At 73.3% G+C, this 21,548-nt stretch carries 25 protein-coding genes; 12 read left to right on the plus strand and 13 right to left on the minus strand.

All coding sequences use genetic code 11. The annotated features are described in order from the left end of the window. Positions 1–42: 42 nt before the first annotated feature. Entirely contained in the window at positions 43–1,134 is a 1,092-nt protein-coding gene (locus tag J2X36_RS18360; RefSeq protein WP_310352411.1) for a phytanoyl-CoA dioxygenase family protein, read from the minus strand. Between the two features lie 177 nt (positions 1,135–1,311). Here J2X36_RS18360 and J2X36_RS18365 point away from each other — a divergent pair, with 177 nt between their 5' ends. The 4 genes from J2X36_RS18365 (at position 1,312) to J2X36_RS18380 (ending at position 3,088) form a co-directional block, all read left to right on the plus strand. Next, positions 1,312–1,545 (plus strand): hypothetical protein, encoded by a 234-nt coding sequence (locus tag J2X36_RS18365; protein ID WP_310352414.1) that lies wholly within the window; start codon positions 1,312–1,314, stop codon positions 1,543–1,545. A 223-nt stretch (positions 1,546–1,768) separates the two neighbouring features. Next, positions 1,769–2,143, plus strand: a complete 375-nt coding sequence (locus J2X36_RS18370) for a hypothetical protein (RefSeq protein WP_310352416.1) — start codon at positions 1,769–1,771, stop codon at positions 2,141–2,143. A 112-nt stretch (positions 2,144–2,255) separates the two neighbouring features. Next, entirely contained in the window at positions 2,256–2,612 is a 357-nt protein-coding gene (locus tag J2X36_RS18375) for a hypothetical protein (RefSeq protein ID WP_310352418.1), read from the plus strand. A 119-nt stretch (positions 2,613–2,731) separates the two neighbouring features. After that, on the plus strand, positions 2,732–3,088 hold the full coding sequence (locus J2X36_RS18380; protein WP_310352421.1) for a hypothetical protein: 357 nt from the start codon (positions 2,732–2,734) through the stop codon (positions 3,086–3,088). Between the two features lie 204 nt (positions 3,089–3,292). Here the strand turns inward: J2X36_RS18380 and J2X36_RS18385 are convergent, their stop codons facing one another. The 3 genes from J2X36_RS18385 to J2X36_RS18395 form a co-directional block, all read right to left on the minus strand. Continuing rightward, positions 3,293–3,433: a hypothetical protein gene (locus tag J2X36_RS18385; RefSeq protein ID WP_165937889.1), complete on the minus strand. Its 141-nt coding sequence runs from the start codon at positions 3,431–3,433 to the stop codon at positions 3,293–3,295. 138 nt (positions 3,434–3,571) lie between these two features. Next, a complete protein-coding gene (locus J2X36_RS18390) occupies positions 3,572–4,753 on the minus strand; it encodes a GNAT family N-acetyltransferase (protein WP_310352423.1) in 1,182 nt (393 codons plus the stop codon). Further along, positions 4,750–6,174: a polysaccharide biosynthesis protein gene (locus tag J2X36_RS18395; RefSeq protein WP_310352424.1), complete on the minus strand. Its 1,425-nt coding sequence runs from the start codon at positions 6,172–6,174 to the stop codon at positions 4,750–4,752. Before J2X36_RS18395 ends, J2X36_RS18390 begins: the two co-directional genes overlap by 4 nt. A gap of 527 nt (positions 6,175–6,701) precedes the next feature. Between J2X36_RS18395 and J2X36_RS18400 the strand changes: the two genes are divergently transcribed. From J2X36_RS18400 to cysC, 6 genes are all read left to right on the plus strand, one after another. Continuing rightward, positions 6,702–8,219 carry a DEAD/DEAH box helicase gene (locus J2X36_RS18400; RefSeq protein ID WP_310352426.1) on the plus strand — a complete coding sequence of 506 codons (1,518 nt, stop codon included), beginning with the start codon at positions 6,702–6,704 and terminating at the stop codon, positions 8,217–8,219. Positions 8,220–8,355: 136 nt separating this feature from the next. Next, on the plus strand, positions 8,356–8,541 hold the full coding sequence (locus J2X36_RS18405; RefSeq protein WP_310352430.1) for a DUF1508 domain-containing protein: 186 nt from the start codon (positions 8,356–8,358) through the stop codon (positions 8,539–8,541). A 175-nt stretch (positions 8,542–8,716) separates the two neighbouring features. Continuing rightward, positions 8,717–9,004, plus strand: a complete 288-nt coding sequence (locus J2X36_RS18410; protein WP_132252736.1) for a hypothetical protein — start codon at positions 8,717–8,719, stop codon at positions 9,002–9,004. A gap of 165 nt (positions 9,005–9,169) precedes the next feature. Beyond that, positions 9,170–9,355: a hypothetical protein gene (locus tag J2X36_RS18415; protein ID WP_132252738.1), complete on the plus strand. Its 186-nt coding sequence runs from the start codon at positions 9,170–9,172 to the stop codon at positions 9,353–9,355. Between the two features lie 37 nt (positions 9,356–9,392). Continuing rightward, positions 9,393–9,845 (plus strand): acyl-CoA thioesterase, encoded by a 453-nt coding sequence (locus J2X36_RS18420; protein WP_310352435.1) that lies wholly within the window; start codon positions 9,393–9,395, stop codon positions 9,843–9,845. Positions 9,846–10,150: 305 nt separating this feature from the next. Continuing rightward, on the plus strand, positions 10,151–10,738 hold the full coding sequence (gene cysC / locus J2X36_RS18425; RefSeq protein WP_310352544.1) for an adenylyl-sulfate kinase: 588 nt from the start codon (positions 10,151–10,153) through the stop codon (positions 10,736–10,738). Positions 10,739–10,780: 42 nt separating this feature from the next. Here the strand turns inward: cysC and J2X36_RS18430 are convergent, their stop codons facing one another. Beyond that, the gene (locus J2X36_RS18430; RefSeq protein WP_310352438.1) at positions 10,781–12,337 is read right to left on the minus strand and encodes an ATP-binding protein; all 1,557 of its coding nucleotides are present in this window, start codon (positions 12,335–12,337) and stop codon (positions 10,781–10,783) included. Positions 12,338–12,621: 284 nt separating this feature from the next. Between J2X36_RS18430 and J2X36_RS18435 the strand changes: the two genes are divergently transcribed. Next, entirely contained in the window at positions 12,622–13,656 is a 1,035-nt protein-coding gene (locus tag J2X36_RS18435) for a P1 family peptidase (RefSeq protein WP_310352441.1), read from the plus strand. Between the two features lie 4 nt (positions 13,657–13,660). Here the strand turns inward: J2X36_RS18435 and J2X36_RS18440 are convergent, their stop codons facing one another. The 8 genes from J2X36_RS18440 to J2X36_RS18475 all read right to left on the minus strand — a co-directional run bounded on the left by J2X36_RS18440 (position 13,661) and on the right by J2X36_RS18475 (position 20,009). After that, positions 13,661–13,954, minus strand: a complete 294-nt coding sequence (locus J2X36_RS18440; protein WP_132252749.1) for a hypothetical protein — start codon at positions 13,952–13,954, stop codon at positions 13,661–13,663. Between the two features lie 51 nt (positions 13,955–14,005). After that, positions 14,006–14,212: a hypothetical protein gene (locus tag J2X36_RS18445; RefSeq protein ID WP_132252751.1), complete on the minus strand. Its 207-nt coding sequence runs from the start codon at positions 14,210–14,212 to the stop codon at positions 14,006–14,008. Positions 14,213–14,326: 114 nt separating this feature from the next. Beyond that, positions 14,327–14,665, minus strand: a complete 339-nt coding sequence (locus J2X36_RS18450) for a DNA-binding transcriptional regulator (protein WP_207919175.1) — start codon at positions 14,663–14,665, stop codon at positions 14,327–14,329. 61 nt (positions 14,666–14,726) lie between these two features. Further along, the gene (locus J2X36_RS18455) at positions 14,727–15,068 is read right to left on the minus strand and encodes a hypothetical protein (RefSeq protein WP_310352448.1); all 342 of its coding nucleotides are present in this window, start codon (positions 15,066–15,068) and stop codon (positions 14,727–14,729) included. Between the two features lie 81 nt (positions 15,069–15,149). Beyond that, positions 15,150–17,525 (minus strand): response regulator, encoded by a 2,376-nt coding sequence (locus tag J2X36_RS18460; protein ID WP_310352451.1) that lies wholly within the window; start codon positions 17,523–17,525, stop codon positions 15,150–15,152. Positions 17,526–17,610: 85 nt separating this feature from the next. Next, positions 17,611–18,483 (minus strand): EamA family transporter RarD, encoded by an 873-nt coding sequence (gene rarD, locus J2X36_RS18465; protein ID WP_310352453.1) that lies wholly within the window; start codon positions 18,481–18,483, stop codon positions 17,611–17,613. Between the two features lie 82 nt (positions 18,484–18,565). After that, complete coding sequence (locus J2X36_RS18470; RefSeq protein ID WP_132252759.1) at positions 18,566–18,856, minus strand: hypothetical protein; 291 nt, start codon at positions 18,854–18,856, stop codon at positions 18,566–18,568. A 136-nt stretch (positions 18,857–18,992) separates the two neighbouring features. Further along, complete coding sequence (locus J2X36_RS18475; RefSeq protein WP_310352458.1) at positions 18,993–20,009, minus strand: PAS domain-containing protein; 1,017 nt, start codon at positions 20,007–20,009, stop codon at positions 18,993–18,995. Positions 20,010–20,335: 326 nt separating this feature from the next. Here J2X36_RS18475 and metC point away from each other — a divergent pair, with 326 nt between their 5' ends. Continuing rightward, positions 20,336–21,541: a cystathionine beta-lyase gene (metC, locus tag J2X36_RS18480; RefSeq protein WP_310352460.1), complete on the plus strand. Its 1,206-nt coding sequence runs from the start codon at positions 20,336–20,338 to the stop codon at positions 21,539–21,541. The last annotated feature ends 7 nt before the right edge of the window (positions 21,542–21,548 follow it).

A 21,548-nucleotide genomic window follows, 5' to 3' on the forward strand; every position in this document is an offset into this window, starting at 1 on the left:
TGTCGGGACTCAACGCGCCGGGGCGGCGGGAGGTCCGGCCCGTCAGCCGAGCTTCGGCGGCGCGTCGGCCGTCACGGCGCCGACCGGGCGCCAGACGTTGCGGGCAAGGCCGAGGCGCTCGCCCCGGTCGAGGGCCCACCACGCGAGGCGCGTGCGCCAGCGGGCGAGGCGGAGGGCCGACCACAGGTCGAGGCCGGGGGTCGGCAGGAAGGGGTTGTGCCGGTCGTAGGCCCAGACCTCGATCCGCACCGAGGGGCGCAGCGACGGCCCGCGGGCGTGGAAGCCCACCGTATCGCCGACGACGAGGGTGTTGCCCGGCACCGCGAAGGCGACGGGCTCGCCGTAGCCGAGGCGCTTCAGCTGCGCCCGGGTCGCCCGGAAGGAGCCGCGCCCGGTCAGCCGGTCGGGATTGCGGGCGGCGCCTCGGGCGAGGCGCCGCTCCCAGGCGAGGCGGCGCTTGGTCGGCCGGTGCGAGCCCGGCACGTAGGTGAAGGGCCCCTCGTCCTCCGCCACATCGGTCAGGAAGAGCCACGCCTTCATGGTCGGATGGAAGGTGTCGATGTGGAAGTTCGTCTGCGGGTCGGGCGGCCCCTCGGCGACGTGCGAGAGGATCGCCTGCACGGTGATGACCGGCTCGCAATCGAAGCTCGACACGTAGCGCAGGAGGCCCCGCCACTCGGGAAGCTCCAGGAGGCGGGCCATCGCCGGCATCCGCTTCAGCGTCTCGGGATCGAGAGGGATGCGGCGGGTGACCGTGTCGCCCTGGAGCTGCTCGCGCGCCTCCACCGCGATGCTGCCGACCTCCGCGCAGACGGCGGCGTAGAGATCGGCGGGCATGAAGTCGCGCCGGGCGATGAACCCGTCGCGGGCGAAGGCGTCCCGGTCCTCCGCCGAGGCGAGATGCGCGAGCTTGCGGCGCCGCCGGTCCGCCATGGCGTGAGCGAGGCGCACCCGCGCCGTGTGGAGGCCGAGGCGGTTGAGGCGCTCCGAGCCGAGGATGGGATTGTCGACGAAGGACTTGGCGCCGGTGGCGAGCTCGGCGAGCCAGAGCGGGGCCCGCAGGACGGCAGCGAGAGCGGGCCTGGCGCGGGCCGCGGGACCGGCGGTGGGACGCGAGGAAGCGGTGGCACTCATCGGAACGCGCATCCTCCGGATAGCCTGGAGATCGTCCCGTGCGACGGGATTACGCAACTCTTGCGTGTAAATGTGCGGAAAGGAAGGCCCTCTCGGCCGCCCGGGCCGGGCTGCGCCGACGTCGGCCAGACCCTATCTCCCGGGTCGCGAGACCCGTCGAGAGCCCCGAGCGACCCTGTGAACCAGCGCGAGACCTTCCACATCGAGATCCTCGGCTCCGACGATGCGGAGGTGCAGACGCGCGTCTCCGTGCGCACGAGCGACATGGCGGGGGCGCGGGAGCGAGCGTTGCGCCTGTTCGCCCGGGCGCGAGTGCCCCAGCGCGGCGGCGAGCCGGCAGAGGCGGTGCGGGTAATCGACGGGGCAGGGCGCGAGGTGTTCCGCCAGAGCCGGTTCGAGCGCGGGGATTAGGGCGCTCCCCGCCTCCCGCCCGTCGAGCCGCACCGGTCCCGTCTCGCCGGGGCCGCCCTCACCTCAGAGGCATCGACGGCCGCCCCCTTGCGAAAATGATCTGTTCCGCGCGATCAGACCGCGTTATCGGTCGATCGTCGTCCGATGCAGGTAAGCGCAAGGAGAGATCGACTTGATCTTCGATCGTAATAAGATTTTTCGAAGGACGTTCCGGATCCTGTCCTTGCCGATACTTCCGATCCTACTCCTTGCCGCGCTCCCCGGCGCCCGCGCCCAGACCGTGGAGGACGGCTCCGGTGCCGTCATCGGGCCGGCGGATACCCGCACGATCCTCGACATGGTCGCCCGGCACCTGAAGGAGCCGGATGCCAGGGTCACCGCCCTTCGCCAGGGCGAGGGCGCCGTGGTCTGCGGCTCCGTCGACGTCAAGAACCGGATAGGCCTGTATACCGGCCCGCGCGGCTTCGTCGCCGATCTTGCCGATGCCTTCTTCGGGCGGGTTCCGGAGGGGCCGGAACTCCTCAGCCCGAGCCGGCCGGAGGATTACAGGGCCATGGAGCGGACGCGGCAGCTCTACTTCAAGATGTGCCTGTCGTAGCGCTCCGAAGGCGCGCCCGGCCTCCCGGCACCGTTTCGCCAGATCGGGGCGCCCGCTGCCGCGAAGCCTCGGCTGCCCTATCTCACGCGCTGCGTCCCGCCCCGGTCCTCCCATGCGCCTCGCCATCGCCCTCGTCGGAGCCGTGCTCCTGTTCTGTGCCCTGTTCGTGCGCAGCTACACCGTGCCGCCCGCGCCCGACCGCCGGGGCGGCACCGTCGTGTCCCTCGCCCTGCCGAACCGGGCGCTCTTCGGAAGCCCGCGAGCCGACTGCCTCGGCACGCCGGAGGCCGAGCCCGTCATCGCCTGCCTGATCGCCTCGGTGAACCGGGCGCGCAGCGACGCGATCCCGCTCCTCAGCTTCGGCTTCTCGCCGACCTGCTACGACCTCTCGCAGCGCATCGCCCTGATCGGCCGGGACGCGGCGGCGGCCGAGGCCCGTCTCGCGCAGATCGCCCGCTTCGGCTGGTGAGGCGGCACTCCGCCGTCCCGAGGAGTGAGCCGGATCGGTCCCGCCCGCGGGCGCGTTGAGTTCGAGGATCCGGCGCGAGCCGGGAGAGCTTGAGACCGACGAGCTTGGGAACGACGACGATGGCGCTCCGATCCGAGACCCCTCCCCCGCCCGCCGACCTCAAGGCCCCGGCGACGCCGGCCTCCGACCGGCCGACCACGGCCCAGCTCAAGGCCGACATCGACAGCGGGCGCACCGGCGACAAGGTCGAGCATTACGATCCCGGATTGTCGCAGCTCGGCACCGACGACGAGGCCGCCGGCCGTCCGGCCGGGCCGGATCGGATCGCGGCGGCCCGGCAGCAGGAATCCGCCGCGCCCCACGTGCGGGCGGCGGCCGACCCGCAGGGCAGCCGCCCCTGGGTTCTGCCGGCCTTCGCGGGGTTCATCGTGTTCGCGGCCGTCGCGATCGGCCTCGCCCTCTGGCTGCTGCGGTAGGGCAGCCGGCTCAGCCGGTCCGCGCCTGCGCGCCGGGCGACCGGCTCGCCAGCAGCCGGTCGAGCTCGCGCAGGATGGCGCACTTGGCACGTCGCTCGTTGGAGCGCTTCATCGGAGCCTCCGGACGCTCTCTCCCCGCGCCGCGGCGGGCGCTGAGAAGAGGCGACATCTCAAGGAGATAGGTGTGGGGCCGCGATCCTTCGGTCAAGGGAGGCGGGCGGCCCCGCGCGCGAAGCGGGGATGGCGAATGACGGCCGCCGGAACCGGCTGCGGCGTCGCGGGGATGGCGGGGACCCAGATCCTGATCTGCGTGCCGGCGCGGGGATCGAACACCGTGAGGACCATGACGGTCTCCTCTCATCCAACATGTCCGCGAGGCTCGCACGGGCCGCCGGCGCCTTCCGTGATGCGTCTCACGCTGGCCAGAGGGCAAGCGCTGGAGAGAGGGGAAGGCCCCGCGGAGGCGTTCGAGCCGGCTGCCGCTCAATCCCTGCCGGCGTGCCGGGCGGCGCGCATCCTGACGCGCGCCTCCGCGATGCGGGCGCGGGTCCGCTCCAGGGCGGCGGCCAGCGGAAAGAGCGGGTCGCCGTCCGGCGCCTCGAGGAGGTGGTGGGCGAGGCGGCGGCGCCCGGCCCAGAACATCTCGGCGAGCTCGGTGTCGGGCGCGGCGCAGGAATCGACCCGCAGGACCGCCGGGTCGGCGAGCCAGTCCCGGCTCAGCCGGTGGACGAGCTGGACGCCCGGCGAGTGGCGCGCCTGCCCCTCGTCGTGGGCGATCTTCAGGAACCACAGGTCGGCGCCGGTCCGGGGCAGGATCGCGGCGGCGAGCGTGCGCTCGCCCCGCCGCAGCCGGTCGATGCGCAGGCGCCCCTCCGCTCCGAGCGCGGCCGTCATCGCGCGCAGGAAGGCGGCCTCCGGCGGCCGGCAGGCGATGGCGGTGCCGCTCCGCCCCTTCCAGCCCGCGGCCTCGAGGGCGATGAAGTCCTCGAGCGCGGCGGCGAGCGCGGCAGGCTCGTCCGCGGTGTCGAGGCGCAGTGCCTCGCCGTCCGCCTCCAGTGCCTCGGCGGCGGCGCGCAGCTTCCGGCGGCGGCGGGCGGAGAGGGGCGCGAGGGCGGCGCCCCGCGCCTCGTACCCGAGCCCGTCGAGATCGAGCAGGGCGCGGGCATGCGCCCAGACGCGCGCCTGTCGGGCGCCGCTCGCCGCACGCTCGGCGGCGAGGAGGTCGGCGAAGGCCCCCTCCGTCGGCAGGTAGGGCATCAGCAGGCGGGGGCTGAAGGCGAGCGCGCGCGGGGCGGCGAGGAGCGCCGCGAGCGCCCGGGCGGGCTCGTCCGCGTCGAGGAGCGGCACGCCGAGCACGCCGTGGTCGTGCATCCAGCCGGCCAGGACCGGCAGGGGCAGGCCCCAGCGGGCGCGGACCCGCCGGAAGGGCCAGAGCGCGAGGAGCCGGGCGCCCGGGGCCTCGGGAACCCGGTCCGCGACGAGGAGGAGATGCACGCCCGCGCCGTAGGCCGGAGCGGCGGCGTGCGCGTAGCCCGCCTCGTAGAACGGGTTCGCGAGGAAGGGCCTTTCCCCGAGGGCCTGCCAGGCGCGCCGGAACCCGACATCCGGCCCGAGCGGGCGGAGCGCGGCGACGAGGCCGCCGGGCAGGGCGGCGTCGCGGATCATCGGAGGGCCCGGCGGCGGGCGAGGAGGTCGGCGAGGCCGACGACGTTGAAGCGCCACGCGGCGGCGAGGAAGCCCACGATCAGGATCGCGAGGCCGGCGAGCCGCGCCGGGGCGCCCTGGCCGCCCGGCAGGAGGCCGATCCCGAGGATCGCCCCCCAGGAGAGGAGCGCGAGGGCGAGGATGCCGCCGATGTCACCGCCCGGCACCGGCATGCGGAAGGATTCGGTGCCACGGCGCCCGCCGGCCACGAAGACGAGGCAGGCGACCGCCTGTCCGGCCGCGAAGGCGATCGCCGCGCCCATCGCGCCCATGCGCGGGATCAGCAGCGCCGAGAGGCCGCCGACAGTAACGAGGAGCGCGGCCGAGGCGACGGCGTCGAGGTGGCTCGTGCGGGTGAAGTAGATGACCTGCCCGAAATAGTAGGAGCGGACCATCAGGAGGATGCTCGCCGCGAGCAGGATCGGCGCGAGCGCCAGGGCCTGCGCCCGGTAGCCGGGTCCGAGCAGCACGGCGACGAGGACGTCGTCGAAGGCGAGGACGAACACCGCCCCGAAGGCGCCGACCAGCGCCATGGCGCGGGCGGCGTCCGCGAGCACCGCCTCGGCCGCGCCGAGCGCCCCGGCCCGCACCTCGCGCTTGGCGATCGAGACGAGCGCCAGGGCGATGCTCTCGCCGAACACGACGAAGCCCTGGCGCAGGAAGTCGGCGATGGCGCCGTAGGCGCCGAGTTCTTCCGGGCCGACGCTGCGGCCGACGATGATCCGGTCGATGGTCTGGGCCAGCGCCGCGAGCCCGAAGGACAGGACGAGAGGCCAGCCGTAGGCGATGAGGCGACGCGCCTCGACGGCGCTGGCCCGGCCCCGCAGGAGCGGCGCGACCGCCCGAAGAGCGGGGAGCGCCGCGAGCCCGTTGGCGAGCGCCACGGCGAGGACGAGGGCGAGCGGATCGCCCGTCCGCACGAGCGCGAGACTGCCGAGGGCGAGCACGAGGACGGCGCGGGCGAGGATCGCCAGGGCGACGGAGCCCGCCGCGAGCCGGGTGCGGGCGATCTCGGTCGAGGCCTCGAACAGGGTCATGCCGACGACCGCCGCGACGGTCGCCGCCGCGACGGCGGGACTCGCGAGGCCCATGACCACGCAGAGCGCGGCCGCCAGCGCCGCGAGCGCCAGCATGGCGGCGAGGAGCCGCCCCACGGTGCCGACCTGGGCCGGGGCGCGGGCCTCGTCGTAGCGGGCGAAGAACGCGAATTTCGGCCATTGGCAGGTCGCGCCGTAGAGGACGAGCGCCCAGGACAGCACGAACAGGTAGCTGCCGTAGGTCTCCACCGGCGCGAGTCGGGTGAAGACCGCCACCGCGCCCATGTTGAGGGCGGCCGCCGCGGCGCGCGCGCCGACGTAGATGAAGGTGTGGCGCGCGATCATCCTCGAACCGGGATCGGATCCCTCCGCCGCGGCGGGCTGATTGGGGCCGCCGACGGGCCCGGTCGGATCCTGTTGCGGATCCGGTTGCCGAGCCGACGGCGGCGCCGGCCTCTGTAGCATGCCGGGGCGGCCCCGCGAGGCCCCGTGCCCCGGGCCGGGGCGCGTCTGTCTCAGGCTGGTGCGGAGGGCCGGCGCGCGCTGCATGGGAGGGCCGCGTCTGCAGAGGTCGTGCCTTGGCCCCGAGCGAGGCGCCGGCCGGCAGGCAATTGACTTCGCACCCGCACACAGCCATATCGCAGATGCAGCGTCAGCGGCCGTATCGGATCCGCTTGAGAGGGCTGCGTGACGGATGGGGCGGCCGCGGCGACGCGGGCGCACGGTCCGGCCCCTCTCTTCATACGTGCATGCACCCGGGCTGCCCCATCACGCGGGCGGCCTCCTGCCAACGGATCGAACCTGCCGCTGACGGCAGCCGGGGCCGGCGCGAGCGCGCACGGCCCGGGATCCGCTGCCCTGAAAGTTTCCCCTTGACCCAGTTCACCGATTTCGGCCTCGCCCAGCCCGTGCTGCGGGCCCTCGACGAGGCCGGCTACCAATCCCCCACGCCGATCCAGGCGCAGGCGATCCCCCCTGCCATGCAGGGCCGCGACCTCTGCGGCATCGCCCAGACCGGCACCGGCAAGACCGCAGCCTTCGCGCTGCCGATCCTGCACCGCCTCTCCCTCTCGGATCGCCGCGCCCCGCGCCGCGGCTGCCGGGTTCTGGTGCTCTCCCCGACCCGCGAGCTCGCCAACCAGATCGCCGAATCCTTCTCCGATTACGGCCGCCACCTGCCCTACACGAACACGGTGGTGTTCGGCGGCGTCACCATCAGCCGCCAGGAGCGGGCGCTGGCGCCCGGCGTCGACATCCTCGTCGCCACCCCGGGCCGCCTGATCGACCTGATCGAACGCCGCTCCCTGACGCTGGAGGGCGTCGAGATCCTCGTCCTCGACGAGGCCGACCAGATGCTCGACCTCGGCTTCATCCACGCCCTGAAGCGCATCGTGCGGATGCTGCCGGGCAAGCGCCAGAGCCTGTTCTTCTCGGCCACCATGCCGAAGAACATCGCCGGATTGGCCGAGCAGTATCTGACCGACCCGGTCCAGGTCGCGGTGACGCCGGTCGCCACCACGGCCGAGCGCGTCGAGCAGCAGGTCATCTTCGCCCACACCGGCGCCAAGCAGGCGCTGCTCGCCCACATCCTGCGCGACCCGAAGATCGAGCGGGTGCTCGTCTTCACCCGCACCAAGCACGGGGCGGACCGCGTCGTGCGCGGCCTCGACAAGGCCGGCATCGCCGGAGCGGCGATCCACGGCAACAAATCCCAGCCCCAGCGTGAGCGGGCGCTCGCCGCCTTCCGCGACGGCTCCTGCCGGGTGCTTGTCGCGACCGACATCGCCGCGCGCGGCATCGACGTCGAGGGCGTGACCCACGTCGTCAATTTCGACCTGCCGAACGTGCCGGAATCCTACGTCCACCGGATCGGCCGCACGGCCCGGGCCGGCGCCGACGGCCTCGCCATCTCCTTCTGCAACGACGAGGAGAAGGCGTATCTGCGCGACATCGAGCGCCTGACCCGTCAGAAGGTGCCGGTCGCGGGCTTCCCCGAGGGCTTCGTGCCCCCGACCCGCCAGGAGGCCGCCGAGATCGCCGCCTCCGAGGAGCGCCGTCCCGACCAGCGCGGTACCCGGCCGGGCCAGCGTCAGGGCCAGCGTCCGCAGGGGCAGCAGCGGCCCCAGGGCCAGCGCCCGCAAGCCCAGCGGGCCGACCATCGCCCGGGCGGGCGTCCCGCCTTCGGCGGCCGGCCGCAGGAGGGCCGCAACCCGGACGCGCGCAACGAGCGTCGCGGCGAGCACCGGCCGAACCAGGGCCGCCCCGAGCATCAGGCTCGGCCCGAGCGCGGCCCCGAGGGCCGTCCTCAGCGTCCCGGCAACCGGCCCCGCAATACGGGCGGCGGCGAGGGCCGCGCCATCGGCTGGCTGGAGCGCTCGCCCCGCTCCTGAGGCGGTGACGCCGACGCCTACTTATCCGGATCGGGCCTGCCCGATCCGGGTGTGAGGCCGATCCGAACGGGCGCGGCGTATTGCCGAGCCTGTCAGGCGCCCCATCTCCCCCCGCGGATCGATGCGGGAGGAGCGGATGCGCTTCGAACTCTACCGGGACGCGCAGGGCCTCTGGCGCTGGCGCCTGCGGGTGCAGAACGGCAACGTGATCGCGGACTCGGCGGAAGGCTACGGCCGCCGCGAGGATTGCGAGCACGGGATCGCCCTCGTGAAGACGAGCGGCGCCGCCTCGACCGTCGACATGACGACGAAGATCGCCTGACCCTTCGATTCATCGCCCCGAAACCCTGACCGGATCGGACCCGCGCGCGGCGCGACGTTCCGTGCGAAACGGTTCGGGCAGTTCGTGCGTTGGAAGCGTCCGGGCTCCCGGGCCGCTGACCCGGGCTCGAACCGGCTCGCCTGACCATCCGCCGACACACCAAGGAGTTGTGAACGTGCTGAGGAAATTCGTCCTGGCCGCCCTGCTGGCCCTCGGCTTCGCCGCCGCGGCACCTCAGGGAGCCTCCGCCGCGCCCATGGGCCCGGCACTCGCCCTGCCGAGCGAGGCGGCGCCCGCGATCGCGGAGAAGACGCAGTACTTCTACCGCCGCCCCTATTACGGCCGCCGCTTCTATGGCCCCCGCCCCTATTACGGCCGCCGCTTCTACGGCCCCCGCCCCTATTACGGCCGCCGCTTCTACGGTCCGCGCCGCTTCTACGGCCCGCGCCGGTTCTATTACTGATCGCACCGACGCGCCCTTCCGGCGTCTCGCGAACCCGGCGGCTCCGCCCGAGCCGCCGGGTTTTTTCGTGGGTGCCGCGGCCGCGGCTGCCCGCGCTTCGATTTTTTGGTATCCTGCGGGCACGGGACGGTCGGCGTCAGATCGGGCCGCCCGGGAGGAAGCCCGATGAAAGACACGGCCACCCGCGCGGTTCCGCCGAAGACCCCGCCGCCACTCCTCGACCGCCTCGCGCCCGATGCCTCCGCGGCGCGCCGGCCCGAGCTCTGGCAGGTCATCCCCCTCGAATGCGTCGTCTGCGCGCTGGCGGTGATCGCCGCGGCCGGCCTGAAGCTTGCCGGTGTGATGCCCTGAGGGCCAGGATGCGTCGGATAGGGGAGGACGGACAGGCATGGACGGGCGGACGAACGAGACGGTGGCGGAGCCCCGCGGCGACCTGACGGTGCGCACCATCGCGATGCCCGCCGACACCAACGCCAACGGCGACATCTTCGGGGGTTGGGTGCTCTCGCAGATGGACCAGGCGGGCGGCATCGCGGGCGTCGACCGGGCGCAGGGCCGGGTCGTCACCGTGGCGCTCGACGCGATGACCTTCATCCGCCCGGTCCGCGTCGGGGACGTGCTCTGCGTCTATACCCGGGTGGCGAGCGTCGGGCGCACCTCGATGAAGATCGAGGTGGAGGCCTGGGCCCGCCGCTTCTGCACGCAGGTGCGCGAGAAGGTGACCGAGGCGACGCTGACCTTCGTCGCCATCGACGAGGAGGGCCGCCCACGCCCGATCCCGCACATTGTCGCGGAGAGCCCCGGGACCGTTCTCGGGCGCGAAGCGGAGGCCCCCCGCTGACGCCCGGGAGCCGGGCCCTGCGGCTCGGCGGCCACATGCGCAGGTTAGTATTGAAACCCCTTATCACGCGGCGGTTTCAATCATAGAAAATTTCCCCTACACCATAATCCGGCGAGGGTAGAATCGTCTCACCGGAGCGTTTTTTCATGCACGTCCCGAGTTCGAGCAAGATTTCCCAACCTCGCAATGCGGACAAATTTCGGATACAAACCGGAAACAATCGGCCTGACCTATCCGTTGTTCGCGCCGATCAAGACCATGGGCTCGAACGTCTTGAGAGCACTGAGGTTTCCTCGAGCCGCAACCTGACTCGCCACGCCCTTCAGCCGCGCGAGAACCGCTGGGCCTGCCTCGGCCAGAAACCCGTGATCGCATGGTTCACCGGCTTGTCGGGGGCCGGCAAGTCGAGCATCGCGAGCGCCGTCGACCGGGCGCTGACGGCGCGGGGACGCTCCACGATGGTGCTCGACGGCGACAACCTGCGGCTCGGCCTCAACCGCGATCTCGGCTTCAGCGCCCGCGACCGCGCCGAGAACATCCGCCGCGCCGCGGAGGCCGCGCGCCTGATGGCGGAGACCGGCCTGATCACCATCGTCTCCCTGATCTCGCCGTTCCGGTCCGAGCGCGACGCGGCCCGGGTGATCGCGGGGGACGTGCCCTTCCTCGAGATCTTCATCGACACGCCCCTCGCGGTCTGCGAGGCGCGCGATCCGAAGGGGCTCTACGACCGGGCGCGGGCGGGCAAGATCGCCGACTTCACCGGCATCTCCGCCCCCTACGAGGCGCCGGAGCGGCCCGACCTCGTCATCCCGACGCAGGATCGCACGGTGGAGGATTCGGCCGCCCTTCTGATTCCCGAACTCGTGCGCCTCAGCGCCCTCGAAGGTACCTGACGACGCGGGTCCCGCCCCGCGGCCGGGGCGGTGGGCGGCGCCTCACTCGGCCGCGAACAAACCCCACCCCTCGGCCGGCGCGGGCTCGGCCTCCCCATCCGCCGCCTTCGGGTCGCCGGGCGCCGTCTCGCAGCCGAGCGCAGGCAGGGCGACGATGCGGTTGCCGCGGTAATCGTTGCGGCAGACGATGGCGCCGCGGCCCTCGACGTAGCCGAGGAGGCGACGCGCCCGCCCCGGCGAGCGGCTGCCGATCGCCCGCGCGAGCGCTGCATCGCCCGGGCAGGGCTCGCTCCCCAGCGCGGCGCGGGCCAGGAGCAGGAACAGGCCCTGGACCTCCTCGGGCATGGTCGCGGCGACCGATTGCGCCTGCGTCCAGCGCTCGTCCGCATCGGCCTCGATCTCCGGCGAATCGAGGCCGGCCCGGGCGACGCTGAGGGCCCGCCGGAAGGCGGGCAGGCCCACGCTCTCGCCATCGAGCCCGCGCATCCGGCAACGCACCAGGAAATCCTGGTAGACGACCGCGACGGGCTGGCCCCGCGCCTCCGGATCCGCGACGAGGCCGCGCAGCACGGCGTCGCACCCCGCTCTGTTCTCGGCCGCGTCGAGGGCGGGGGCGGGCGCGGCGGGCTCGGGGCGATAGGCGCTCAATTCCCGCATCAGGTCGGCCGGGCTGACCCGGGGCTGGGGCGCCAGCCGCGGGGCGCGCTCGCGCAGCACGGGGCCGGCCTCGCCCTCGGCGGGGGTCAGGATCAGGGCCCGCAGGTCCGCCTCGCCGGGCTGGGGCAGCGGCACGAGCTTCGGGGAGCCCGCGCGGGAGCCCGTCGCCACGGAGCCGATCCGGAGCGCCAGCGGGCGCCGGCTCAGCGCCGGCCCGAGCGCCACGAACTCGCCGCGGGCGAGATCGCGGAAGCGCTCGGCGCCGCGCCGGTCGAGGCCGAGGAGGTCGGCGGCCCGCGCCATGTCGATGTCGAGGAAAGTGCGGCCCATCAGGAAGTTCGTGGCCTCGGCCGCGACGTTCTTGGCGAGCTTGGCGAGGCGCTGCGTGGCGACGATGCCGGCCAGGCCCCGCTTGCGCCCGCGGCACATCAGGTTCGTCATCGCGCCGAGCGAGACCTTGCGGGCCTCGTCCGAGACGTCGCCAGCCGCGGCGGGCGCGAAGATCTGCGCCTCGTCCACCACCACGAGGACGGGGTACCAATGCTCGCGCTCGGCCTCGAACAGGCCGCCCAGGAAGGCGGCGCAGGCGCGCATCTGCGCCTCCATGTCGAGGCTCTCGAGGTTCAGAACCACCGAGACCCGGTGCGCACGCACGCGTGCGGCGATGGACTGGAGGTCGGATTCCGCGTGGGCGCCGTCCACCACCACGTGGCCGTAGGCGTCGGACAGGGTGACGAAGTCGCCCTCCGGATCGATCACCACCTGCTGCACCTGGCCCGCGCTCTGCTCCAGGAGCCGGCGCAGGAGATGCGACTTGCCCGAGCCCGAATTGCCCTGGACGAGGAGGCGGGTGGCGAGGAGTTCCTCCAGGTCGAGCCGCGCCGGCTCCGGAGCACCCGGCCCCGCCCCGAGGGTCACCCCCATCTCGATGCTCGATGCCATCACCGCTCCGGCTGCGCCGCGACCGAAAAACCCGCCCGCGGCTCCGACCGCAGGGGGGCGGACCCTAACACGCGCGAGGCGGCGGCGTTTCCGGCCGGGGCCAGCGCGTCCACAGGTTGGATCGGGTTATGCGCCCTCCGAATCGACGGGCGGAAGCGTTCCTATGAACACTGTCCTATGACAGTTCACCTAGGTCGTAATACCTAGGACTTCGAAATTACCGTCGGCATGGCCTCGCGCCGGGCGGGGGCCGCATGCGATGCTCCGCCCGACCGGAGGCCGCCATGACCCGCAACCGCATCACCGACATCCCCGGCATCCGCGTCGGCCACGCGGGCGATCCGAATCTCGCGAGCGGCACGACCGCGATCCTGTTCGCGAGCCCAGTGGTGGCCGCCGTCGACGTGCGGGGCGGCGGCCCCGGCACCCGCGAGACCGACCTCCTCGACCCGGAGCGCACGGTCGCCTGCATCGACGCCCTCGTGCTCTCCGGGGGCTCCGCCTTCGGGCTCGACGCGGCGGCGGGCGTCGTCGCGTGGCTCGCCGAGACCGGGCGGGGCTTCCCGGTCGGCCCCGTGCGGGTGCCGATCGTGCCGGGGGCGGTTCTGTTCGACCTCCTCAACGGCGGCGACAAGGATTGGGGGCGCTACCCGCCCTACCGGGAGTTCGGCTACGCGGCGGCGCGCGACGCGGGCGAGGATTTCGCCCTCGGCTCCGTCGGCGCCGGCACCGGCGCGCGGACGGCGAATCTCAAGGGCGGCCTCGGCTCGGCCTCGGCGCGGGTGGCGGGCACGGACCTCACGGTGGGAGCACTGGTGGCGGTCAACGCCTTCGGCCGGGCGACCGTGGGGGACGGCCCGCATTTCTGGGCGGCGCCCTTCGAGCGGGACGGGGAGTTCGGCGGCCTCGGCTTCCCGGCCCGGGTGCCGGACGAGGCCCGCGCCTTTCCGGCGCGCGCGCTGCCCGGCGCCAACACGACGCTGGCGCTGGTGGCGACCGACGCCGTGCTGACGAAGGCGCAGGCGAGGCGCCTCGCGGTGGCCGCCCAGACCGGCCTCGCCCGGGCCCTCAACCCCGTTCACACGCCGCTCGACGGCGACACCGTCTTCGCGGCGGCGACGGGCCGGGTGCCGCTCGCGGACCCGGTCGGCGATCTCGCCCGGCTCGGGGATGCGGCCGCGGCGACCCTTGCACGGGCGGTGGCGATCGGGGTGCACGCGGCGCGGTGCCTGCCGGGCTCGGCCGTCACGGATCCGGGGGCGCCCCCGTCCGTCCTCGGCCTGCCGCCGGCCTGGCGCGACCGCTTCGGCGGGGCGTGACGCATCAGCCGGCGCCGCCGGCCTCCTCTCTCGCGTCGGCCAGCAGCTGGGTGAGGCCGGCATCGACTTCCGCGGCGAGCAGGCGCCGCTCGGCCTCGTTCAGGTCGCCCGCCCAGCCGCGCTGGCCGAAGCCCTCGGCACAGCGTGCCCGCTCCGATTCGAGGTAGGCCTCCGTCTCCGCGGGCCGCGTGCGCATGGCGTGGATGAGGCCGAACCACGCGGCGCGCTCCACCACGGCGAGGCGCGCCCGCAGGCGGATGGACACGGCCCGGTCCGGGTCGATCTCGAGTTCGCTCATGGGTCAGTCCGTTCTTGGCGAGTCCGCTCCGGAGACGAGGCCCCGGACGGATCAGCGGCGCGGCTCGCAGCGCGTCTTGACGTAGCTGCCCTTGTCGTCGCCGTGCCCGGCATTGGCCGCCAGGACCGGGCCCTGGACGAGACATTCCTGCAGGGTGTGGGCCGGCCCCGTGATCACGTCGAGGGCGTTCTCGCGGGTGCAGTCGGGGGCCTGGATCGAGGAGGCGCAGACGAGGGCGACGACGAGGATCTGGTTCATGACACCTCCCTGGCACCCCAGGGCGGGGCGACCCGCGCGTGCCGGCAAATGGAAGGGGCCAGGCTGCGCGAAGGTTCCCGCCCCACCAAGGGGCGTCAGCGTCGCAGGGCGGGTTCAGGGCAGGGTCTGGTCGGTGACGCGCGCCAGCGCCTCCCGAATCGCGCCAGGGTTCGCGGCAATGGTCCGCAGCAGGGACCGGCTCGCGCGGTCCGGCTCGGAGCGGCCCTGCTCCCAGTTCCGGAGCGTCGACAGGTCGAGGCCGAATGCGGCGGCAAATTCCTCCTGCGTCAGACCCTGCAACTCGCGGAGCCGGCGGACATCGATCCGGTCCGGCGGTCCGTAAGCCGCCACGGTGACCTCCAGCGGATTCAGGTCGCGCCGCAGCCGATCCCAGTCGTCGAGCCGCGGCAGGACAGCGACCGCGAAACCGTCGTCGAAGAGCCGCGTCGCCACGATCCGCGCCGCGCGGAGAGACAGGCCGCGCTCGGCCAGGAGCAGGGCGAGGCCCGGCGCGTCAACGCCGTGGGGCCGCCCGCGCAGGGCGACGGTGGCGGGTGACCCGGAGGGGACGCGGGAGACGTCCAGGACCGGCACCCGTCGTGCGTACGGCGCCGCTGACGACGGCGGATTCGATTCCGAGTTCATCAAGAACCTCCCGGAGAATGCGGCGCAGGCCGTGAAAGCCGAGATCGTTTGCCCCGAGCTCGATGCCGTGGACGTGCAGCCCGTCGAGCCGCAACTCACCCCCGGAGAAGCCGATTTCGGCCATGACCTTCAGCGTGCCGCGCGGCAGGCGGATGAGCGCTACGACGATCGACTCATCGCTCTCGTCCCGGACGACCTCGATCGCGATCATCCTCACCCGCCGGACCGACACGGGCAACGATGCTACGCAAGTTGCGTAGCATCGTCCAGTCGTGCCGTCGTGCGGGCGCTCTCACCCCTCCCGCTCCGCGAGCCGGTCGATCAGCCCCTGCATGCCGCTCGGCACCGGGGCGTCGGGCTCGCGGGCGTAGAGGGCGCGCAATTGCCGGCCGATCTCGGCGAGGCTCAGCGAGCCCTTCAGGATGACCCGGTCGGCCTGGGCGGCGAGGCTCGCCTTTTCGGCCTCGGTGATCTCCTTGGCGGTCAGCACCACCACCGGCACGTTGCCGTCGGCGCGCGCCCGCAGCGCCCGCAGGAAGCCGAACCCGTCCATCTCAGGCATCATCAGGTCGAGGAGGATGAGGTTCGGTCGCTCCGCATCGAACCGCTCCAGCCCCGCCGCTCCGTTCTCGGCCTCCGCGACGCTCCAGCCGTCGCGGGCCAGCGTCCGGCGCAGGCGGGCGCGGGCATCCGCATCGTCGTCCACCACGAGGACGCGGCCCTCGACGCCGGTCGGCCGGTAGCGCTCCATCAGCGTCTTCAACCGCTCCCGGTCGACCGGCTTGACGAGATAGTCGGTGGCGCCGAGCGCCTGGCCGAGCCCCTGCTCGGCCACGACCGAGGTGATGATGACCGGGATGCCGGCGAGCTCCGGGTCGTTGCGGACCGCGTGCAGCACGGCCCAGCCGTCCATGCGCGGCATCTCGATGTCGAGGAGGATCGCCCGCGGCTTCAGCGCCCGGGCGAGCGTCAGGCCGTCGCGCCCGTCATTGGCGGTGCGCACGCGGAACCCCTCCCGCTCGAGGTGGCGCTGCAGAAGCTCGCGCGCGGCCGGGTCGTCGTCGACGAGGAGCACCGCGTCGTGCTCCTCGTGCTCGGGAATCTCGGGCAGCTCCAGCGCCCCCTCTGCCTCGGCCTCGGCCGCGTCCTCGGGCGTCAGCGTGGCGGGAAGCCGGACCGTGAAGGTGGAGCCCCTGCCCGCCTCGCTCTCCACCGCGATGTCGCCGCCCATCTTGCGGCAGAAGGCGCGGGTGATGGCGAGGCCGAGCCCGGTGCCGCCGAACTGGCGGGTCGTCGATTCGTCCCCTTGCGCGAAGCGCTCGAACAGGCGGCCGATCTGCTCCCCGGTGAGCCCGATGCCGGTATCGGTCACGGCGAAGCTCAGCCAGTCGGCCTCCGCCTCCCGGTGGCGGCGCACGGTGAGCGTGACGGTGCCGTCCTCGGTGAACTTGGCGGCGTTGCCGACGAGGTTCAGGAGGCACTGGCGGATCTTGGTCTGGTCCTGGTGCATCTCCCCGAGGTCGGGGCCGAGATCGGCCGCGAAGCGGTTGCGCTTCTTCGCGACGAGGCTCTCGGTGGCCGCCGTCACGTCCGCGACGAGGTCTGCCACCGCGAAGGTCTCGGCCGAGACGCTCATGCGCCCGGCCTCGATCTTCGAGATGTCGAGGACGTCGTTGATGAGGCTGAGGAGGTGGCGCGCCGCCGTCTCGATCTTGCGCAGGTCCGGCAGCAACTCGGATTGTCCGAGATCCTCCAGTTCCTCGCCGAGCATCTCGGCATAGCCGATCACGGCCGAGAGCGGCGTGCGCAGCTCGTGGCTCATGTTGGCGATGAACTGGCTCTTCGCGAGGTTGGCGGCCTCCGCCGCGGCGCGGGCGCGCTCCACCTCGGCCTCGGCCTCCTTACGCTCGGTGATGTCGACGTTGAGGCCGACCCACTCGCGGATGCTGCCGTCCTCGTTCAGCACCGGCACGCCCCGCACCTCGGTGTCGCGCCAGCGCCCGTCGGCGCGGCGCAGCCGGTACTCGACTTGGTAGGGCTTGCGGCTCTCCAGGCAGGCGGCCCAGACCTCGGCGGCGTGAGCCCGGTCCTCGGGGTGGACGGCGTCGACCCAGCCCCAGCCCCGGTAGGCCTCCTCGCTCTGGCCCGTATAGGCGGCCCATCGGGGCTGCGGCGGCAGGAGCTCGCCCGCCGCGTCCGTGTTCCAGATCACCGCCGCCGAGGCCTCCACGAGGGCCCGGAACCTCGCCTCGGAGCGGCGCAGGCCCGCTTCCGCGGCGCGGGTGCCCGTGACGTCGGTGTTGGTGCCGTACCAGCGCAGGATGCGCCCCCGCGCGTCCCGGTGCGGCAGGGCCTGGGACAGGAACCAGCGGTAGCGTCCGTCGCGGCCCTGCAGCGGAAAGGTGTCCTCCCAGGGCTCGCCCGCGGCGATGGCAGCCCGGTAGCGCTCGGTCACCGCCTCGACGTGATCGGGATCATGGACCTTGCGCCAGCCCCAGTCGCGCATCTCGTCGAAGGTCGTGCCGGTATAGTCGTACCAGCGCCGGTTGTACCAGACGATGGTGCCGTCGGGCTCGGCCATCCAGGCGAGCTGGGGCAGCGCCTCGGCGAGGTTTCGGTAATCGGCCTCGCCGATCCCGCCCTCCGGTCTCTCGTCCTCTCGGCTCATCGCTCGTCCCGACACGCGGCTGGCGGACGCTCGCACACGCGTCCGTGAACACCGCATATAGGCCACCCGCTCTCCGCTTCGCGCCTCATTTCGCGGATCCGCGCCGCGCGGCCCGCCAGGAATCGGCGGCGTAGAGGGCGAGCGCGATCCAGATGAAACCGAACAGGGGCACCTGATGCGGCGCGATCCGCTCGCCGAAGGCGAGGACGCTCAGGGCGAGGAGGCAGGTCGGCGCGAGGTACTGCAGGAGGCCGAGGGTCGCGAGCCGCAGCCGCCCGGCGGCGGCCGCGAACCAGATCAGCGGCAGCGCCGTCGTCACGCCCGTCAGCGCGAGGAGCAGGACCGCGACCGGCTCGCTCGGGCTCGGCTCCGGGGTGAGGATCCAGTAGGCGATCGCGAAGGGGACGAGCAGCAGGGTCTCGGCGAGGAAGCCGAGGGTGGGGTCCACCCCGACGACCTTCCGGATCAGGCCGTAGAGGGAGAAGCTGACGGCGAGCGCCAGCGCCACCCAGGGCAGCGTCCCGGCCATGACGACGGCGATCAGCACCCCGAGGGCGGCGATGCCGACGGCGACGACCTGAACCGGGCGCAGGCGCTCGCCCAGCACCAGGGCGCCGAGGCCGACGCTGACGAGGGGGTTGATGTAGTAGCCGAGGCTCGCATCGAGGAGGTGCCCGCCGTTCACGGCGCGGAGATAGAGCAGCCAGTTCACGGCGATGAGGCCGGCCGAGAGGGCGAGGAGGGCGTGGCGGGGCCGCAGGGGAGCCGGCCAGGGGATGGGCGAGGCGGCGGATCTGCGCACCCGCCACAGCAGAACGAGGGCGAGGGCGAACAGGCTCGACCAGACGATGCGCTGGGCGAGGATGAGGCCGGGGCTCGAGGCCCCGAGCAGCCGGAAATGCAGCGGGACGACGAGGCCCCAACTCAGATAGGCGCCGAGCGCGTAGACGAGCCCCACCGTTCCTCCCCTGGCCCCGGGCGCCGGCCGCGCGGGGCGCGGGGAGCCATACAGGGTTTTCGCGCGGGAGGCGCGGGCGCGCTCAGCGCTTCTGCGGCGCGATCGGGTCGCCCCGCATCAGGGCGTTCAGGCGCTCGGTGTCGAAGCCGTTCGGGATCCTGGGGGCGGGTTTCGGGGCGGCCTTCGGGAGCGGCGCCGGCGTCGGCGCCGGCAGGATCGAGCCGGTGGCGGACGGCTCGGGCGGGACCGCGCGGACGAGGATCGGGGCGGGTGCCGCGAGGGGATGGGCGAGACGGTCGGCGCAGGCGAAGCCGATGATGCCCGTGCAGGCGGCGAAGGCGGTGCCGACGGAGAGGAGACGCAGGATACGCAAGGGAAGACCGGTCCCGGATACGCGACAGGAGATCAGGATAGGGGCGGCCCGTTAACGAAGCGGAACGCCGCGCGCGGTTCTGCACGCGGGAATTGCGCGATCGGCCGCCTCGACCCGTGCGGGTCGAGGCCTCCGCTCAGCCGGTGCGGCTCAGGGCGATGGCGTTGCCGGCAACGAGCGAGAAGCCGATCCCCGCCTGGCGCAGGGTCTCGACCGCCCGCTGGTGGGAGCGGGCGGGCGCCCCGCCCCCGTCCTCCTCCAGGCGTCGGATCGTCGAGAAGGACAATCCGCTCGCCCGGGCGAGGTCGGCCATCGACCAGTCGAGGAGGGCGCGGGCGGCACGCAGGTGGCGCCCCTCGATGCCCTCCTCGAGTCCGCGCCGGACGGCGTCCGGCGGCGGGCCGGCTGCCGCCCCGACGGGGACGATGATCATCGTCCAGCTGCAGACCATCCCCGCCTCGTCGCGGATCGGCACCATGGTGAAGCGGAAGGGCGCCGTGCCGCCCTCCGCCATCCGCAGGGTCGGCGAGATCGTGTAGGCCCTGCCGGCCGCGTAGAGGTCGGGAACCTCCGCATGCCAGCGCCCCCATTCCTCGGGCACGGCCGGGGCGGCCCAGTTCTCGGCGAGCTCCTCCCGGCTGCGGCCGGTGAAGGCGAGGAAGTCGCTCCCGTACTCGACGAAGGGAACCACCGCCTCGGTGAAGGTGAAGATCCGCGCCTGGCGGGCGAGCGCTTGGCGGCGGTGCTGCTCGGCGGCCCGCGCCCGGACGAGACGGTCGGTGTCGGTGATGTCGACCATCACGCCGGCCACGCCGAGGGGCCGGCCCTCCGGGCTCCGGATGCCCTCGGCCCGGCTCGCCGCCACCCGCATCGTGCCGTCCCGGCGCAGGATCCGGACGGTGGAATCGTCGAGGCCGCCGATGCGGGCGAGGTCGGCCGCGCCGGGCAGGCGGCCCCGGTCATCCGGATGCACGAGGCCGCGCAGCAGCCCGTAATCCGGCCGCAGGCCGCGCGGCAGGCCGAGGAGCGCGTAGAGCCCGCCCGACCAGCGCTGCTCGCCCGAGGCGAAATGCCAGCTCCAGGATCCGGCCAGCCCCTGCGCCTCGATGATCCGCAGGGATTCCCGGGAGGTGAGGGTGGAGATGGCCGTCATCGTCGAGGTCCCGCCCGGCGTGCCGGAACGGGCGGTCCGGAGCCCAGTCCGGCCCCGTCCGGCACGATGTCGCGTCTAGCACAGATCCGGCGGAACCTTGAACTTCTCCCAGTATTTCAACTGGAAGATGCAATCATTCCTGATGATCAGGTAAGACGCGCCGATGTCGCCGCGACGATCACTTTCGCGGCCGACAGGTGATCACTTCACGCGCGGGTCGGGGCGTGCCGCGACGCGCTCGCCGGCCCGCCGCGCTTGACCGCGGCCCCCGCGCCGCGCTTCGGTTGCGCCGCAACAGCCTTCCTCGAATCCCGCCCCGAGCCCGCATGTCGAAGACACCGCCCCGCGATCCCGCCCGCTTCCGGCCCGCGACCCGCCTCGTCCATGCCGGCCGCGACCCGTCGGCCCAGCACGGCTTCGTCAACACGCCGATCTACCGCGGCTCGACGGTGCTCTACCCGACCTACGACGACATCCAGCACCGACGCGGCCGCTACAATTACGGCACCTCGGCGACGCCCACGATGGACGCGCTGACCGACGCCTGGACGGAGCTCTCGGGCGCGGCCGGCACCGTGGTGACGCCCTCGGGCCTCGCCGCGCTGACGGTCGCCCTGATGGCGAGCGTCTCGGCGGGCGACCACCTGCTCGTCACCGATTCCGCCTACCGCCCGACCCGCCAGTTCTGCGACGGGGTGCTCGCCCGCTTCGGCGTCGCGGTGGAGTATTACGACCCGACGCTCGGCATCGGCATCGAGGCGCTGATGCGGGACACCACGAAGGCCGTGCTCGTCGAGGCGCCGGGCTCGCAGAGCTTCGAGATGCAGGACGTGCCGGCCATCGCCGAGGTCGTGCACGCGCGCGGCGGCACGGTGATCATGGACAACACCTGGGCGACGCCGCTCCTGTTCCCGCCCCACGAGCGGGGCGTCGACATTGCGGTCGAGGCCGGCACCAAGTATCTCAGCGGCGGCTCGGATCTCCTGATCGGGCTGACCTCCGCGAACCGGAAGCACTTCCCGGCCGTGCGGCGCACCTTCGACCACTTCGCCATGTGCGCGGGGCCGGAGGACATCTTCCTCGCACTGCGCGGCCTGCGCACCATGTCCCTGCGGCTCAAGGAGCACGGCCGCCAGGGGCTGGAGATGGCGCGCTGGCTGCAGGCGCGGCCCGAGGTGCTGCGGGTGCTCCACCCGGCCCTCCCCGAGGATCCGGGCCACGCCATCTGGTCGCGGGACTTCTCCGGGGCCTCGGGCCTGTTCGGCGTCATCCTGAAGCCAGTGCCCGAGGCGGCGGTCGCCGCCATGCTCGACGGGTTGGAACTGTTCGGGATGGGCTTCTCCTGGGGCGGATTCGAGAGCCTCGTCATCCCCTTCGACTGCGCGCCCTACCGCACCGCGACCCGCTGGGCGCCGGGGGGCCCCGCCCTGCGCTTCCATATCGGGCTCGAGGACATCGAGGATCTGAAGGCCGATCTCGAGGCGGGGTTCGCGCGGCTGCGGCAGGTGGCGGGGGGTGAGGCGGCGGGGTGAGCGGGGC

The sequence above is a fragment of the Methylobacterium sp. BE186 genome (assembly GCF_031457035.1).
Classification (GTDB): domain Bacteria; phylum Pseudomonadota; class Alphaproteobacteria; order Rhizobiales; family Beijerinckiaceae; genus Methylobacterium; species Methylobacterium segetis.